The sequence below is a fragment of the Actinophytocola sp. genome (assembly GCF_036402745.1).
In the GTDB taxonomy this organism is placed as follows: domain Bacteria; phylum Actinomycetota; class Actinomycetes; order Mycobacteriales; family Pseudonocardiaceae; genus Actinophytocola.
This window is the reverse complement of record NZ_DASWSJ010000064.1, coordinates 1-13,548: the sequence shown is the minus strand read 5'-3', so window position 1 is coordinate 13,548 and position 13,548 is coordinate 1. Positions and strand designations below refer to the sequence as shown.

The 13,548-nt window shown below is 69.7% G+C and carries 19 protein-coding genes and 1 pseudogene; 9 read left to right on the top strand and 11 right to left on the bottom strand.

All coding sequences use genetic code 11. The annotated features are described in order from the left end of the window. Window positions 1-321: alpha/beta fold hydrolase (locus VGD70_RS06575; protein WP_331079149.1), on the top strand; the 321-nt coding region annotated here is incomplete at its 5' end. After that, window positions 318-617 carry a hypothetical protein gene (locus VGD70_RS06570; RefSeq protein WP_331079147.1) on the top strand — a complete coding sequence of 100 codons (300 nt, stop codon included), beginning with the start codon at window positions 318-320 and terminating at the stop codon, window positions 615-617. The genes VGD70_RS06575 and VGD70_RS06570, both read left to right, overlap by 4 nt. Window positions 618-654: 37 nt before the next feature. Here the strand turns inward: VGD70_RS06570 and VGD70_RS06565 are convergent, their stop codons facing one another. Further along, window positions 655-960, bottom strand: coding sequence for a helix-turn-helix transcriptional regulator (locus VGD70_RS06565; protein WP_331079145.1), 306 nt, complete (start codon window positions 958-960; stop codon window positions 655-657). 65 nt (window positions 961-1,025) lie between these two features. Between VGD70_RS06565 and VGD70_RS06560 the strand changes: the two genes are divergently transcribed. After that, window positions 1,026-2,534: an MFS transporter gene (locus tag VGD70_RS06560; RefSeq protein ID WP_331079143.1), complete on the top strand. Its 1,509-nt coding sequence runs from the start codon at window positions 1,026-1,028 to the stop codon at window positions 2,532-2,534. Next, a complete protein-coding gene (locus tag VGD70_RS06555; protein WP_331079141.1) occupies window positions 2,531-3,289 on the top strand; it encodes a glucose 1-dehydrogenase in 759 nt (252 codons plus the stop codon). Before VGD70_RS06560 ends, VGD70_RS06555 begins: the two co-directional genes overlap by 4 nt. A 70-nt stretch (window positions 3,290-3,359) precedes the next feature. Here VGD70_RS06555 and VGD70_RS06550 read toward each other — a convergent pair whose 3' ends face one another. The 10 genes and pseudogenes from VGD70_RS06550 to VGD70_RS06505 all read right to left on the bottom strand — a co-directional run. Continuing rightward, the gene (locus VGD70_RS06550) at window positions 3,360-4,403 is read right to left on the bottom strand and encodes a hypothetical protein (protein ID WP_331079139.1); all 1,044 of its coding nucleotides are present in this window, start codon (window positions 4,401-4,403) and stop codon (window positions 3,360-3,362) included. Continuing rightward, window positions 4,400-4,813 (bottom strand): hypothetical protein, encoded by a 414-nt coding sequence (locus VGD70_RS06545; RefSeq protein WP_331079137.1) that lies wholly within the window; start codon window positions 4,811-4,813, stop codon window positions 4,400-4,402. Before VGD70_RS06545 ends, VGD70_RS06550 begins: the two co-directional genes overlap by 4 nt. Further along, on the bottom strand, window positions 4,810-5,724 hold the full coding sequence (locus tag VGD70_RS06540) for a phytanoyl-CoA dioxygenase family protein (RefSeq protein ID WP_331079135.1): 915 nt from the start codon (window positions 5,722-5,724) through the stop codon (window positions 4,810-4,812). Before VGD70_RS06540 ends, VGD70_RS06545 begins: the two co-directional genes overlap by 4 nt. Then, window positions 5,717-6,370 carry a tetratricopeptide repeat protein gene (locus tag VGD70_RS06535; RefSeq protein ID WP_331079133.1) on the bottom strand — a complete coding sequence of 218 codons (654 nt, stop codon included), beginning with the start codon at window positions 6,368-6,370 and terminating at the stop codon, window positions 5,717-5,719. The genes VGD70_RS06540 and VGD70_RS06535 overlap by 8 nt, the downstream gene beginning before the upstream one ends. Beyond that, complete coding sequence (locus VGD70_RS06530; RefSeq protein WP_331079131.1) at window positions 6,367-6,732, bottom strand: globin; 366 nt, start codon at window positions 6,730-6,732, stop codon at window positions 6,367-6,369. The genes VGD70_RS06535 and VGD70_RS06530 overlap by 4 nt, the downstream gene beginning before the upstream one ends. Next, on the bottom strand, window positions 6,732-7,691 hold the full coding sequence (locus VGD70_RS06525; protein ID WP_331079129.1) for a pyridoxal phosphate-dependent aminotransferase: 960 nt from the start codon (window positions 7,689-7,691) through the stop codon (window positions 6,732-6,734). The genes VGD70_RS06530 and VGD70_RS06525 overlap by 1 nt, the downstream gene beginning before the upstream one ends. A 38-nt stretch (window positions 7,692-7,729) precedes the next feature. Continuing rightward, window positions 7,730-8,224, bottom strand: coding sequence for a hypothetical protein (locus VGD70_RS06520; RefSeq protein WP_331079127.1), 495 nt, complete (start codon window positions 8,222-8,224; stop codon window positions 7,730-7,732). Window positions 8,225-8,236: 12 nt separating this feature from the next. Continuing rightward, window positions 8,237-8,527 (bottom strand): polysaccharide deacetylase family protein, encoded by a 291-nt coding sequence (locus tag VGD70_RS06515; RefSeq protein WP_331079125.1) that lies wholly within the window; start codon window positions 8,525-8,527, stop codon window positions 8,237-8,239. 112 nt (window positions 8,528-8,639) lie between these two features. Next, complete coding sequence (locus VGD70_RS06510; RefSeq protein WP_331079123.1) at window positions 8,640-8,774, bottom strand: hypothetical protein; 135 nt, start codon at window positions 8,772-8,774, stop codon at window positions 8,640-8,642. Window positions 8,775-8,995: 221 nt separating this feature from the next. Further along, a pseudogene (locus tag VGD70_RS06505) lies at window positions 8,996-9,112 on the bottom strand (IS5/IS1182 family transposase); the annotation flags it as partial. Between the two features lie 633 nt (window positions 9,113-9,745). Between VGD70_RS06505 and VGD70_RS06500 the strand changes: the two are divergent. The 5 genes from VGD70_RS06500 to VGD70_RS06480 are packed head-to-tail and all read left to right on the top strand — an operon-like array spanning window position 9,746 to window position 13,304. Continuing rightward, a complete protein-coding gene (locus VGD70_RS06500; protein WP_331079121.1) occupies window positions 9,746-11,365 on the top strand; it encodes an ATP-binding protein in 1,620 nt (539 codons plus the stop codon). Next, a complete protein-coding gene (locus tag VGD70_RS06495) occupies window positions 11,350-11,766 on the top strand; it encodes a roadblock/LC7 domain-containing protein (RefSeq protein WP_331079119.1) in 417 nt (138 codons plus the stop codon). The genes VGD70_RS06500 and VGD70_RS06495 overlap by 16 nt, the downstream gene beginning before the upstream one ends. Next, window positions 11,763-12,143: a DUF742 domain-containing protein gene (locus VGD70_RS06490; RefSeq protein WP_331079117.1), complete on the top strand. Its 381-nt coding sequence runs from the start codon at window positions 11,763-11,765 to the stop codon at window positions 12,141-12,143. Before VGD70_RS06495 ends, VGD70_RS06490 begins: the two co-directional genes overlap by 4 nt. Next, complete coding sequence (locus VGD70_RS06485; protein ID WP_331079115.1) at window positions 12,121-12,738, top strand: GTP-binding protein; 618 nt, start codon at window positions 12,121-12,123, stop codon at window positions 12,736-12,738. The genes VGD70_RS06490 and VGD70_RS06485 overlap by 23 nt, the downstream gene beginning before the upstream one ends. Next, window positions 12,735-13,304 carry a GAF domain-containing protein gene (locus VGD70_RS06480; RefSeq protein ID WP_331079114.1) on the top strand — a complete coding sequence of 190 codons (570 nt, stop codon included), beginning with the start codon at window positions 12,735-12,737 and terminating at the stop codon, window positions 13,302-13,304. The genes VGD70_RS06485 and VGD70_RS06480 overlap by 4 nt, the downstream gene beginning before the upstream one ends. Window positions 13,305-13,548 lie beyond the last annotated feature (244 nt).

The window sequence follows — 13,548 nt, the reverse complement described above, 5'->3', positions numbered from 1 at the left end:
GCGGCACGCGCGATCGCCGAGCGCATCTTCGACCGCACGCCAGGAACCGAGCCCGCGATCCAGCTGGCCAACCAGTTGGGCATGGTGTTCTCCAAGCTCGACTGCACGCCACGCTGGCGCGAGCGCCTGCCCGAGCTCGCGCTACCGACACTCGTGGTGCACGGCCGCCGCGACCCCTTCTTCCCGGTCGGCAACGGCGAGGCACTCGCGCGCGAAATCCCTGGCGCGCGGCTGCTCGTGCTCGAACAGGCCGCGACCGCGATCCCCGACGCCGCCGCCCACGAGGTCGCCGCGGCGATGCTCGCGCTAGGCGGTCGTTGATCACGCAGGTGCCTGCGGCGGCGGCGCGCTATCGACCGACACAGCAGAGGAATACGACGGGGTTTGAATACTGCTACTCCGCCGGTTGGCGCGCGGTGTGGCGGCGCGACGGGTTCGTGTCGCTGTCCAACGGTGCGTTGCCCGGCCTGGGTGATCCCGGCACGGTGACCACGAAACCGTTGGCCCGCAACGCGGACACGCTGGGGCGGCACCAGGTCGTGGGTGTCCGGCCGGGTCCGCAGGATGAGACTGTCGCCGTCGAGGTCGATGGTGCCGCGGCGGAGATGTCGCCCTGAGGATGATCACGAGCGTACCCAGGCGGTGAGTCGTGGTTCAGCCGTCCAGCTGGTTCAGGAGGACGTCGAGCAGGCCGGGGAACCGGTGCTCCAGATCGGTGCGGCGTAGCGCCGCGTACTGGTACTTGCCTTCCCAGCGGATGCGGATGACGCCGCATTCCCGTAGCACCCGGAAGTGGTGCGAACGGGTCGCCTTGGCGTAGGGCAGGTCGAAGCTCGAGCAGGCGAGCTCGCCTTCGGCTAGCAGGCGCTGCGCGATGCCGAGCCGGGCCGGGTCGCTGAGCGCGTGGAACACGCTGACGATCCGCAGGTCGGCCGGAGTGGGATGAGCTGCTTCTCGCATGGTGCCGTCCATGCTACCTTCCGCGCTACAGTTCGCAATCTATCGAACTGAGGAGGGTGTCAGTGGTGGAGACGGAAACACTGGACGGGACCGCCCGCGCCGCTGGGACGCGCGACCGGGTGCGGCGGAAGTTGGCCCTGGCGGCGATCCTGGTCACGACCTTCATGGATTACCTCGACGTCAGCATCGTCAACGTGGCGGTGCCGGACATCCAGCGTGAGTTGGGTGCGTCGGACGCGGCCGCGCAGTGGGTCGCCGCCGGGTACACGCTGCCGTTCGCGCTGATCCTGATCACCGGCGGCCGCCTGGGGGACAGCCTCGGTCGCAAACGAGTCTTCCTGACCGGAGTGCTGGGGTTCACCGCCGCGTCCGCCTTGTGCGCGCTGGCGCCGACGGCGGGCCTTCTGGTTGGCGGCCGCGTGCTGCAGGGAATCGCCGCGGCGCTGATGATCCCGCAGGTTTTCGCCATGATCCAGGCCCTGTTCCCGCCTTCGGAGCGGGCCGGTGCGTTCAGCGCGTTCACCGTGGTGACCGCGCTGGCCTCGGTCGCGGGCGCGCCGGTGGGCGGGTTCCTCGTCGAGGCGGACCTGTGGGGGCTCGGCTGGCGGTCGGTGTTCCTGCTGAACCTGGTGATCGGTGTGGTCGCGGTGGCCGCGGTCGTGGCGTTCGTGCCGGAGACCGAGACGGCCGGGGGAGCGCGACTCGACCTGGGCGGGTTCGTCCTGGTCACTCTCGGCTTGCTGATGCTCGTCTTCCCGCTGGTCCGCGGCGCGGACGCGGGCTGGCCGGGCTGGTCGATCGGGGTGCTGGCCGCCGGGGTGCCGGTGCTGGTGGCGTTCTGGTACCACGAGCGCGCGATGGCGCGGCGGGGCCGGACACCGCTGGTGGAACCCGGGTTGTTGCGCCGCAGGTCGTTCGCCGCCGGTGTCATCGCGATTCTCGCGTTCTTCGCCGGGATCAATTCGTTCTTCTTCCTTTTCTTCGGCTACCTCCAGGAAGGTCTGGGTTTCTCCGCGCTGAAGGCGAGCCTGATCGTGGTGGTGTGGCCGGTGGCGATCGCCGTCACCTCGCTGCTCACCATGCGCTGGGTCGTCCGGTTCGGCCGGTCGCTGCCGATGGCGGGCATGCTGCTGATGGCGCTCTCGACCGTCGGCACGATGCGGGTCATCACGCACGCGGGCGGAGGCTTTTCCGGTTGGGAGCTCACACCCTCGCTGTTCCTGACGGGGGTCGGCATGGGTCTGGTGGCGCCCGTGCTCCTGCAAAGCGTGCTCGCCGGGGTGCCCTCCGAGGACGCCGGTTCGGCGTCGGGCGTGCTGACTTCGACCATCCAGCTCGGCGCTTCGATCGGGGTCGCGGCAGCGGGCGCGCTCTATTTCAGCCTGCTCGGGACTCGCTCGGGTATCGCGGGTTCGGCGAGCGACGTGGCCACCGCGTTGCCCGGTTCCCAGCGTGCCGAGGTGTTCACGTCCGCGATCGCGGACACGTTGTGGTACCACGTCGGCCTTTACCTGCTGACGTTCGTGTTGCTCTTCTTGATTCCGAAAACCAGGAAAGATGGGGAAAACCGGTGAATGAGAACTTCGCGGGCAAAGTCGCGCTGGTGACTGGCGGTGGTTCGGGTATCGGCAGGGCGGCGGCCCTCGCCCTCGCCGGGGGCGGGGCACGAGTGCTTGTCGCGGGGCGGCGCGCCGAGCCGCTCACGGAAACCGTCGAACTGGTGCGGGCGGCGGGCGGGGAGGCCGCCGCCGCGGTCGCCGACATTTCGCGTTCCGAGGACCTCGCGACGCTCGTCGGCACCGCGGTCCGGGAGTTCGGCGGACTGCACATCGCGGTGAACAACGCGGGCGTCGGCGGAACAGGGCTGCTCGATGATCTCGATGAGGACGACTGGGCGAGGCTCGTCGACATCAACCTCACCGGTACCTGGCTTTCGATGAAACACGAGATCGAACACATGCGCGCGCACGGCGGCGGCAGCATCGTCAACGTCGCCTCGAACGCCGGCGCGCACCTGCGCATGCCGATCATCGGCGCTTATGGCGCGACCAAGGCCGCGATCACCGCGCTGAGCCGCGCGGCCGCCCGCCACCACATCGCCGACGGGATCCGGATCAACGTGGTCAGTCCGGGCCCGGTCGCCACCGACCTGTCCCGTGCGCCAGGGCAGTCCGACGAAGAGCGGGACGCCGGTTACGCCGCGATGATTCCGCGCGGCCGGATCGGGGACCCGGCTGAGATCGCCACCGCGATCGCCTGGCTGGCCTCGGAAAGCGCGAGTTTCGTGGTCGGCGCCGACCTCGTCCTCGACGGCGGCGTTGTGGCCTGAGGGACGTCTCGTTATTGATCTTGTTGTTGGGGTGGTGTCAGTCCTGGCTCCGGTACTTCCTGTGACCCGGTCACCCCTGGCTCGCGAGTACGGCGTCGAGAACGTCTCGCGGGCCGCCCCACCGCAGGTCCGGCGGGACGGAACGCCCTGCGCGGCCGAGGTGGTCGACGCGCGCCCACAGGTCGTCGTCGGCGGTGTCGGTGACGGTGACGTAGTCGCACCTGCGGGCGAGGTACTCCCCGACGCGGTGCTCGCGCGACTCGGGCGCCGGGCTGATCACCACCGTCGGCACGCCGTTGCGCACCGCGTGGCTCGTCGTCGAGCCGCCCATCGACAGGACCACGTCGGACGCCAGGTGGTAGGTGTCGAGACGGTCTGTCGCGCCGACGCACCGGACATCGGCCGGTAGCGCCCCGTCGAGTAACTCGCGGGCGGTTGCGGCGGGCAGCGGCACCACGAGCGGCGCGCCCGCGGGCGCGTGCCGCCACGCTTTCGTCGCCATCCGCAGGACCGCGCGGAAGTAGTCCACCTTCGACGGGTGGTACGAACCGAGCGAGACGGTGACGACGAGACCGGCGGGTGGCAGCCCGAGCCGCGCGCGGGCGGCGGCGCGGTCCGTCGTGGTGGCACGAACGATCGGACCGATGGCGGTCACCTTGTGGCGCAGGGCAGGGGGGACGGCGTCCACCTCCGGCCAACTCGCGAGCAGGATCTGTTCAGCGGCGTCGAACGCCCGCGCACCGCCGTGACTCGACATGTAGTGGCGGAACGAACAGACCATCAGCACGCACGGCAGCCGGTCCGCCCGGCACAACAGCGGCGCGAGGCACAGCTCGTCGGACACCACGACGCGGTCCGTCCGCTGTGGACTCGCGGCGGCCAGGTAGCGGCGCATGCGATAGGCGGCGTACCCGGAGTGGTCCACGTCGTCGGGCAGCCGGAGGTCGTGGCAGGGCGTGCCGACCAGCCCGAAGTACTCGACGGCGCTCCCGGCCGCGGCGACCGCCACGGTGTCGATCTCGGGACGCCCGCGCAGGACGGGCAGGACGGCCGCGGTGCGCGCGGCATGCGCCCAGCCCATGCCCCGGCACAGGTAGTCGACGCGCAGGCTCACCGTGGGCTCACCAACGCGGTCGGGTCGACGCCCCGCGCGGCGAGGAACCGCGCCGCGGGCCAGTACCGCACGACATCGGGCTCCAGTGGACCGAACGTGGTGAGGTACCGGTCCACCCACTCGACGAACAGGTCCGTGAGGCCGCCCGGCGCGCCCACCCGGACGTCGACCAGCTCCACCGGGTCGGGCAGGTGCTCGGGCAGTCCCGGAGTCACCAGCACGGCCAGCCAGACGTCGCTCAGCTCCACGGACAGCGGCAGCAGCCTGCCCGACATGTCCGTGGCGATCACCAGGCCCCGCAGCAGCTCCCGCACCTGGAGCCGCAGGTCGGCCGCGTTCGGCTCGGGCAACAGGTGCGACGCCATCAGCTCCTCGGTCAACCGGCGGGCGCGCTCGTCCAGCCCGGTCACGGCACTGGAGCGAACCGCGACGTGCCCGCGGGTGTGGTCAGGTCGAACTCGCCGGCGGGGACCAACGGCAGGCCGGCGGGCCGGGCAATAGCCGGGTCCCCGGACCACGCCGCCGGGTCCTCGTCGAGGACGCCCGGCGCGCCGATCGGCAGCTGGTCCTGCGGGGCCATCGCAGGCAGCAGCTGTTCGCGCGCCATCGGGTCGTCGGGCCGCTGGAAGCGCGCGTCCACGGAGATCCGGTTGAGCGTGCCGAAGTTGGGCGCGGTCGCGTGCACGGTCAGGCTGTGGAACACGACCACGTCACCGACGTCGCACACCGGCTCCGCGAGGTTGCGCCCGTTCACCCCGGTGGCCGGGGGCAGGTGGTTGGTCTCGGTGCGCTCACCGAGCCCGCGCAGGCCGTCCCGGTGCGACCGCAGCTCCAGCCGGAGACCGCCGGTGTCGCAGCGGTGCAGCGGGGTCCACACGGTCAGCACGTCCTGAGTGCCGTGCACGAACCGGTAGTCCTGGTGGTAGGGCACCGTCCACTTGTCGAGTCCGGTGCCCGGCTTGTTCAGCCGCAGCCAGCGGCGCGGGTGGAGGAACGGCGTCTCGACCTCCAGCACCGCTCCGAGGAACCCGGCGAGCCGGGGGTGGCGGAACAGCGCGCCGTTCGACGGGCAGGCGAACAACGCACGACGCATGGCGAGCAGGTCGTCGTCACCGGCGTCCCGACGCAGCCGCGACCACGTCCAGTCCTCAGTGGACAGTTCGGCGAACGCCTCCGTCAGTTCGCGTCGCAACCCCAGGACCGCCCGCGTCGGCAGCGCGGCACGCAGGATGACGCCGCCGTCCTCGATGAGCGCCTTGCGGGCCCGGTCGGTCTGGTCGAGCCGGTCGGCACGCGAACCGGACAGGTCGAACTCATGCATGTGACGCACCTCCGTCGTTTGCCCCCAGTGCCAGGACACTCGGGTGGTCGGCCCCGGCATACCACGCCCAGTACCGCCGGAAGCTCTCCCGGCAGGCGACGGCCCGCGCGTGTTCGCCCCGCCGCTCGTACACGGTGGCGAGCAGCGACCACAGCATCGGCAAGCCGAGCGACCGGCGGCGCCACAGCGCGCCCCGCCGGTGCAGGCGCTCCCGAAGTGGCGCCAGGACAACAAGACGCGTGCCGCCGGTCAGTCCACCGTGGATCACTCGCGCCAGCACGATCATGCTGGCGTACTGGGCGATCACCTGTTCCGTCACCCACGCCAACAGTGTCTGGTAGCAGTGCTCGGCCTCCGCGAGACGACCGGCCTCGGCGTACAGGTCACCCAGCATCCGCCACGTGTGGTGGTCGAACGGAGTGCGGTAACGCTCGTACAGCGCCAATGCCTCGGCGGACCGGCCGGTCCGCAACAGCGACCAGGCGAGGCGATGCCGGACACCGGCGAGCCGGTCGATCTCATGTGGACAGTCGCGCTCGAGTGCCACGAGGACCTGTCGGTAGGCCGCCGCGGCGTCCCGGAGCCGGCCCGCGCGCAGCAACGCGTCCGCCTCCGCTTCCGTACCGGCAGCCGTCGCGAGGTTCATCGCACGTTCACCAACGCCCCGGCCTCGGCGACGAACCAACGCCACAGCTTCGCCTTGTCCGACTCGGTCATCGCGACCACGTCGAGCGCGGCCCGCATGTGCCGCAGCCAGCGGTCCCGCAGGTCCTCGGTGACCGGGAACGGGACATGCCGCGCGTGCAGGTCGGGAAATCCCCTCGCGTGGAAGTAGTCCAGCGGCCCACCCCAGACCTGGACCAGGAACCAACCGAGATGCCGCGCGGCCATCGTCAGGTCCGCGTCCGGGTAGATCGCCCGGAGCACGGCGTCGCGCGCGACCCTCGCGTAGAACACGTCCGCCAGCTCGACGAGCAGCTCCTCGGTGGCGATTCGCACAGACGCCATCAACCGCACTCCCCTCGCGGACCGTGCTGTCGCAGTGCGGCCAACGCCGCCACGGCGGTGCCGCCGACGCTGAACCGCAGCACCCGCTCCTGTGGGAACACCGTCGCTCCCGTCGCCTCGACGATGTCGGCCAGATGTGTGCCCCGGCAGTCGCCGAACCGCCCGTACACGACGTTGCCGACGGCCGGCCCGACGATGCCGCACGGCAACAGCGCCCGGACGTGGTCCACGCACTGCGCCCTCGCCGTGCGCACCCGGCCGATCATGTCCTGCCAGGCCCGGCGGCCGGCGTCGGAGAACAGCGTCGCCAACGCCGCCACCTGGAAGGCGTCGAGCGCGAACGGGTCCGCCAGCTCCTCGATCTCCGCGACGACATCGGCCGCGGCGAGGAGAACTCCGAGCCGCGCGCCGGCCAGACCGGTCGACTTGGCCAGGCTCACGCAGAACACCCCCCGGCCGGTCAACAGCCTACGGACGCCGGGCAGGACCGGCCGGTCGGCGAGGTCGTCGTAGGTGCAGTCGACCACCGTGGGGATCGCGTCGTTCGCGCACAGCCGGGCCAGGTCGGCGTCGTCGACCACGTGCCCCGTCGGGCTGTTGGGCGTGCACAGCACGGGAATCCGGTCCACGTCCGGCGTTGCCGCGACGTCGTACGCCGACCACGCGATGCCCGCCCGTTCCGCGATGTCCACGAACCCGAACCAGCTCGGCCGGGGCAGCGCCACAGCGGTGACACCGTGCGGCGCGCCCGCCCGCACCGCCCACGCGAACGCCAGCTCCACCGCCTCACGGCAGCCACGGGTAGGCAGGACGTTCGCCGCCGCCACCCCGTAGTGCGCGGCTATCCGGGCGCGGAGATCGGCAGGCGGTTCCGGGTACCGGCGCCATGACGCGCCGGCCAGGGTCGCCAGGATCTCCGCACGCAGGAACTCGGGCAGGTCGGCGGCGGAGGAGAGCATGTCCCGGTTCTTCCGTGCCGCGACGGCGGGCGCCGGCATCAGGACGGCACGCGTGCGGCGGAGTTCACGGCGTCCAGCGAGATGCCGTGGATGTCGTGCAGGTACTGGGTGACACTCCAGTACCTGGCACGCTCCGGGGTGAACTCGCCGAACCGGCTCACGTAGGCGGGCAACCAGAACATCAGCTCGCCGAGCAGGTCGGGCTTATCGCTTTTGTCGGGCTCGCCGGGCTGATGGCCGCCGGCCGCGTAGTCCGCCAGCTCGAGCGACTGGTGGTGGATGAACCGCCCGCCGGGCAGCCGCCGGCACAGCTCCGCGTAGAAGTGGGTCTGCAGGATCAGCTCGTGCCAGACCTCGTCGACCTCGCGCGTCATCGGGATGAACAGCGGATCGGTCTCCGACGCGATGATGAGGAACTTCAGGCACTCCTCGGTCTGTATGCGCAACTCGGCGGGGTCGCGGTCCGCGAGCCGGTGCGCGAGCGTCGCGTAGACGCTGTCGGGAACGTAGTGCTCGATCCCCTGAAAGCCCATGACGGGTCCTCCCTAGCTGACTGGAGCCGGTGTGCCCTGGTCGGGCAGCGCGCGAACGACACCGAGGTCGAGTTCGTCCACCGTGACGAGCCGGCGCAGGTCGAGTCCGGCCGTCGGCAGGTGGCCGCCGTCAGTGATCAGCCGGGCAAGCGCCGGATGCGCCCCGCACCAGGCGCCCTGCACGAAGAAAGTCGCGCGCACCCCGCACTCGGACAATGTGCCGACAATCGCGGCCACACCATTCGGATCCGCACCGGGCTGATCCGGACAGCCCACATCGAAAGTCAGCGCAACCTCGGCCACACGCCGCCCCTAACACACAGAAAATGACAGGGAAAGATTGGAGTCCCGCCCATTCACCACAGCGCGGGACTCCACCCCGGTCCGGTGTCCCGGCCCGGTCGTCAAGCCAGGATCAGCAGCCGGACCAGCAGTTCTCGGCGTACTCGCCCAGGTCCTTGACGTCGACGCCACCCTGGGCCTCGACCACGCCCCTGAGCTCGTCGAGGGTCATCGTGCCGCGCTGGTGCCCATTGGCCTGAATGTCCATGTCGCTCCTTTCGCAAACAATCCGCGGTTATGGGACGGAACCACTTCCCACCATTACACGTTATCGACGAGCGCTGACGGGCGCGCACAATCACCGCATATTCAACGCACATGCCGAACCGGCGTGGACAGTGAGCCTTTTCATCCGGCGGCAATTTCGTAGTTTTTGGAGGACGTGGATGGCTTTGGCGAGGCGGCCGGCGCGGTTGGCGTCCTTCTTGGCCCGGGTTCAGCGCCCCGCCACGGCGACCCGATCTCCCCGCGGTGAGAGCGGACCAGACCCGACACGACGGTGAGGGTCTGACCTGACCACGGCAGCGCGGCACGGCAGAACAGCAGCTGAAGCCCTTGGGTAGGACGTTGATCCTGGTCGATTGCCGTCCTACCAAGGGCTTCGTCTCGTTCCCGGCATCGACACACCGACGATCAGCCACCCCGTGACCTACAACCCTTACCCACCAACACATCCAGACCAGGATCTGCTATGTCCCGGAGCAAAGTTCCAGCTGCGCTGATCGCCGCAGGCGGCGGGCTCACACTCGTCATGCTCCTGCCGTTCCGTTGTCGCACCGCGAAACCCTCGCTGCATATCAGCTCGGGCCGTTCTTGTCATCGGCCAAGGAAGTGGAGTTGGCGAGCGAATACCCGATCGGACTGGACCGCGGCGGTGCCCGCGCCGTCGTCGCATGTCACGGCGTATCCGGGCAACCGCCGGATTTCCTGAATCGCCATGCTCGGCGGCCGCAAAATTCGGCGTGGCGGCTGCGGTAGCATGCTTCCGCCGCAACGGCCCGCAGCATCGGGATGGCGACGGTACTTCGACTCGACGCTCGTCGTTTCCCGCTGTCGACCTCCTTGCACAGGAAGGACGCGATGTCTGACTCGCCATCGTCTGAGGCACCTACCCCGCCATGGGGACTCCGGCTACATGACGATCATTCGGACGGCATCGGGCGCCTTCAAACACGGCTGTTGCAGATCGGACTGTCCCTGCTGGCCGTCGTGCTTCTGGGCGGCAGCGCGGGGGTGCTGGCGATCGCCGCCGACCAGTCTCGAGCGTTGGTCGTCTCGTTGTGCGTTGTCGGGGGGTGCGTGATCGCCGTCCTGGTCGCGTTGGTGGCAGCGATGTCCGCCGCCCGCGCGGTCGATGCGCCGGCGACCCGCCAGCCCCAGGGCGCCGCCGTCGCGCCGCCGTACCCGGTGCCTACGCCGAGCGAGTCGGTTGTCGAGGTCGCGCGCCGACCGCAGCCCGCGCCGCTGTGGTCCTATCCGGACGCACACAATTCCGCGATCAGCGACGATCCCAGCCAGCGACGAGAGGTGTTCGTCAAGCTGGCCCGACGCCTGCAGTCCCTGATCAACCGCGCCATCAAGCGGATCGACGAGCTCGAGCAGGAGAACGAAGACCCCGTCCTTCTCGACGGGCTGTACGAGATCGACCACCTCTTCACCCTCGCGCGCCGCCAGGGCGAGAATCTCGCGGTCCTCGGCGGAGAGGCGCCGCAGCGTCGCTCGAACAGGCCGGTGAGCGTGTACGCGGTGCTGCTCGCCGCGGTGTCCGAGGCCGAGCACTACCGGCAGATCGCGATCGTGCCGGTCGAGGATGTCGAGATCCACGGTCACGCGGTCGCCGAGATCATCCATCTTCTCGCCGAGTTGCTCGAGAACGCCACCCGCTTCACCTCGCCGGACGGACCGAAGGTGGAAGTGCGCGCCCAGAAGGTCACCGCCGGCCTCGCCATCGAGGTTCAGGACCGCGGCCTCGGCATGAGCTATGAGGATCTCGAACGAATCAACCACCTGCTCGCCGGCTCCACCCGCATCGATATCAGCGAACTCCTCCAGGACGGTCGTATCGGTCTGGCGGTCGTGCGGGAGCTCGCTCGACGGCACGACATCAAGGTGCGGCTCCAGTCGAACATCTTCGGCGGCGTCGCCGCCGCCGTCGTGATTCCTCATCACCTGCTCGGCGAGCCGGAATCGACCTCGGGAGACCGGCGTCGGACCCCACCGCCGCCGGTGCGTCGGGAGCGGCGTCTGGAACACACCGCCGTCACCGCCACGCCGGAGCCGCCCGCCCCGCTGCCCCTGACTGCCGCACGTGTCGCCGCCGCACCGGTTCCCGCCGCCGCTCCCGGTCTGGGTCCTGTCCGCCCAGGCCAGTCGACGGGGCGGCGGCATCGGGCCGAGTCGCATGAAAGCCCGGCCGACCGCGACTTGTGGGGAGAGCAGCGTGGCGGCGCGGAAGCCGAACTGCCGGAGCTACCTGTGCGGGCTCCGGGCCGGTCCTACGACGACCTGCGGTCCGGGAGGTTCGGCGAGGTCGAGGTCGAGGTCGACGACGCCGGCACCGGCGAGCAGACCGGCCTCCAGCCACCACCCCTGCCCCAGCGCCGTGGCACCCATCTGCGCGAGGAGCTACTGGAACCACCCGCACCCCCGACGCCGATGCCGGGCCACAACACGCGCCTGATGGCCACAGTTCAGGAGGGACGCGAACACTGGCTGGCCGAACAGAACCGTGACGCAGAACCGCAGCAGTCCAACCAAGGAACTAGCGAGGGAGACTCCGCACCATGGCCGACGACCTGAACTGGCTACTCCGCAGACTGGTCGAGGCAGTGCCCAACACCCACAGCGCGCTGCTGCTGTCGGTCGATGGGATTCCTAAGTACTGGTACGGATTGGACATCGATGACGCGGATCGCCTGGCGGCCCTGGCGAGCAGCATGTGCTCGCTGGCGAACCAGGTGGGGAAGAAGTTCAGCAACGACGGGGTCGACGGCGTCCGCCAGGTGATCACGGAGCTCAACGAGATCATCCTCTTCGTCACCGCTGCCAGCGCCGGTAGCGTGCTGACCGTACTGGCGGCCCGTGACGTCGACGCCGGCATCCTGAGCTACGAGATGCAACGGCTCTGCACCCAGGTGCCCGCGGTTCTGGTCACCCCCACTCGCTACCACGTCGCGCAACCGAGCAATGGAATTCGGTGACGGTGGTCGGTACGGACGAGGACCCCGATGGGGACCCCGACCTGTTCGGCGTGCGTCCGTACGCCGTGACCAGTGGGCGAACCCAACCCAGCACGCCGCTGGATCTCCTGTCCCTGGTCCGGGCGACGGGCCACGGGATGGTCGGCCCCGACCAGTTGGGGATCGCGCACGCCCAGGCGCTGCGACTGTGCCAGTCACCCACCTCCGTCGCCGAGGTGGCGGCGCACCTGCGCCGTCCCGTCACGGTGACCAAGGTTCTGTTGTCCGACCTCATAGAACTGGGAGCAGTGATCGCACGATTTCCGCCGAGCGATTCCTATTCCAACGACCCAGCAGTACTGGAGGCGGTGATTGATGGCCTCCGACGGATTTTCTGAGGCGTTTCCCATCCAGGTCAAGATACTCATCGCAGGCGGCTTCGGCGTGGGCAAGACGACCTTCGTTGGCGCCGTGAGTGAGATCGAGCCGCTCACCACCGAGGAAACGCTGACCTCGGCCAGTGTCGGCACCGACAGCGTGACCGGCGTCGAAGGCAAGTCGACCACCACGGTCGCGATGGACTTCGGCCGCATCTCCTTTCCGGACAAGAACCTGGTGCTCTACCTTTTCGGCACCCCCGGCCAGGACCGCTTCTGGTTCATGTGGGACGAGTTGTCCCGCGGCGCCCTGGGCGCGGTGGTGCTGGCTGACACCCGCCGGCTGCAGGACTGCTTCGGCGCGGTCGAGTTCTTTGAGCGGCGCGGCATCAAGTTCCTTGTCGCTCTCAACGAGTTCGACGGCGCCTACCGCTATGACGACGCCGATGTGCGGCGCGCGCTCGCCCTCAAGCCACACGTACCGCTGGTGCGGTGCGACGCTCGCACGATCCGCTCGGCGAGCGAGGTACTCATCACCCTGCTCGAATCCGTCCTCGCGACGTTCCGCCTCGCCGGGACCGCCGCCCCCGTCCACAGGATCCGGAGCCACCCATGAACCACGACATCATCGACCCGCGACTGCTGACCGCGCCGCACGATCCCGAGATCCCCCAGCGAGTCGCCCGCCTGCAGGCGCTCGGGCTGGGCAACAAGCCGGACCCGGAGTTCGACGCGTTCGCCGCCAGGCTGGCGGAGGCCGCCGGCGCCCCCTACGCGATGGTCAACTTCATCGGCGAGGAGGAGCAGTACTTCGCCGGTCTCTACGGTCCGTCCAGCACGAAGGCCGACGCCCTGGAGGCCGCCCAGTCGTCCTCTCGGGCCACGCCGGGCAGGACGATGTCCCGCAGCGACGGCTACTGCCCGCACGTCGTGGTGCGGCGCAAGGCGCTGGTCCTCGACGACGTGTGCGCCTACCCGCGGTTCGCGGTCAACCCGGTGGTCAACTCGATCGGCGTACGTGCCTACATGGGCGCCCCGCTGATAGACCGGACCGGGACCGCTCTCGGCACGATCTGTGTCGTCTCCACCCAGGAGAGCAACTGGGGCCGTCCGGGCCTTGCGCTGATCAAGTCGATGGCGGCCGAGGTCGAGGACCTGATCCACCGACGGGAACAGCGTTAACGCCCGTCGCAGAGATCGCCGGGTACCGCCCTGTATGCGTTCCGACAACGCTGTCGGGAGCCGGCCTTAGTCGCCGGCGGCTCGCAGCAGGGCGCTGCTGGATCTGAGCTGGTCGGCGAAACGCGCGGACCACTGTTCCTGGTACGTGCCCAACGCCACCTCAGCCAGCCGCAGCCGCTGGACGTCCGAGGTGCCGGCCGGCGCGTAGATGTGGTTCGCATCGCGGAAGAAGCGCTCGACGTGC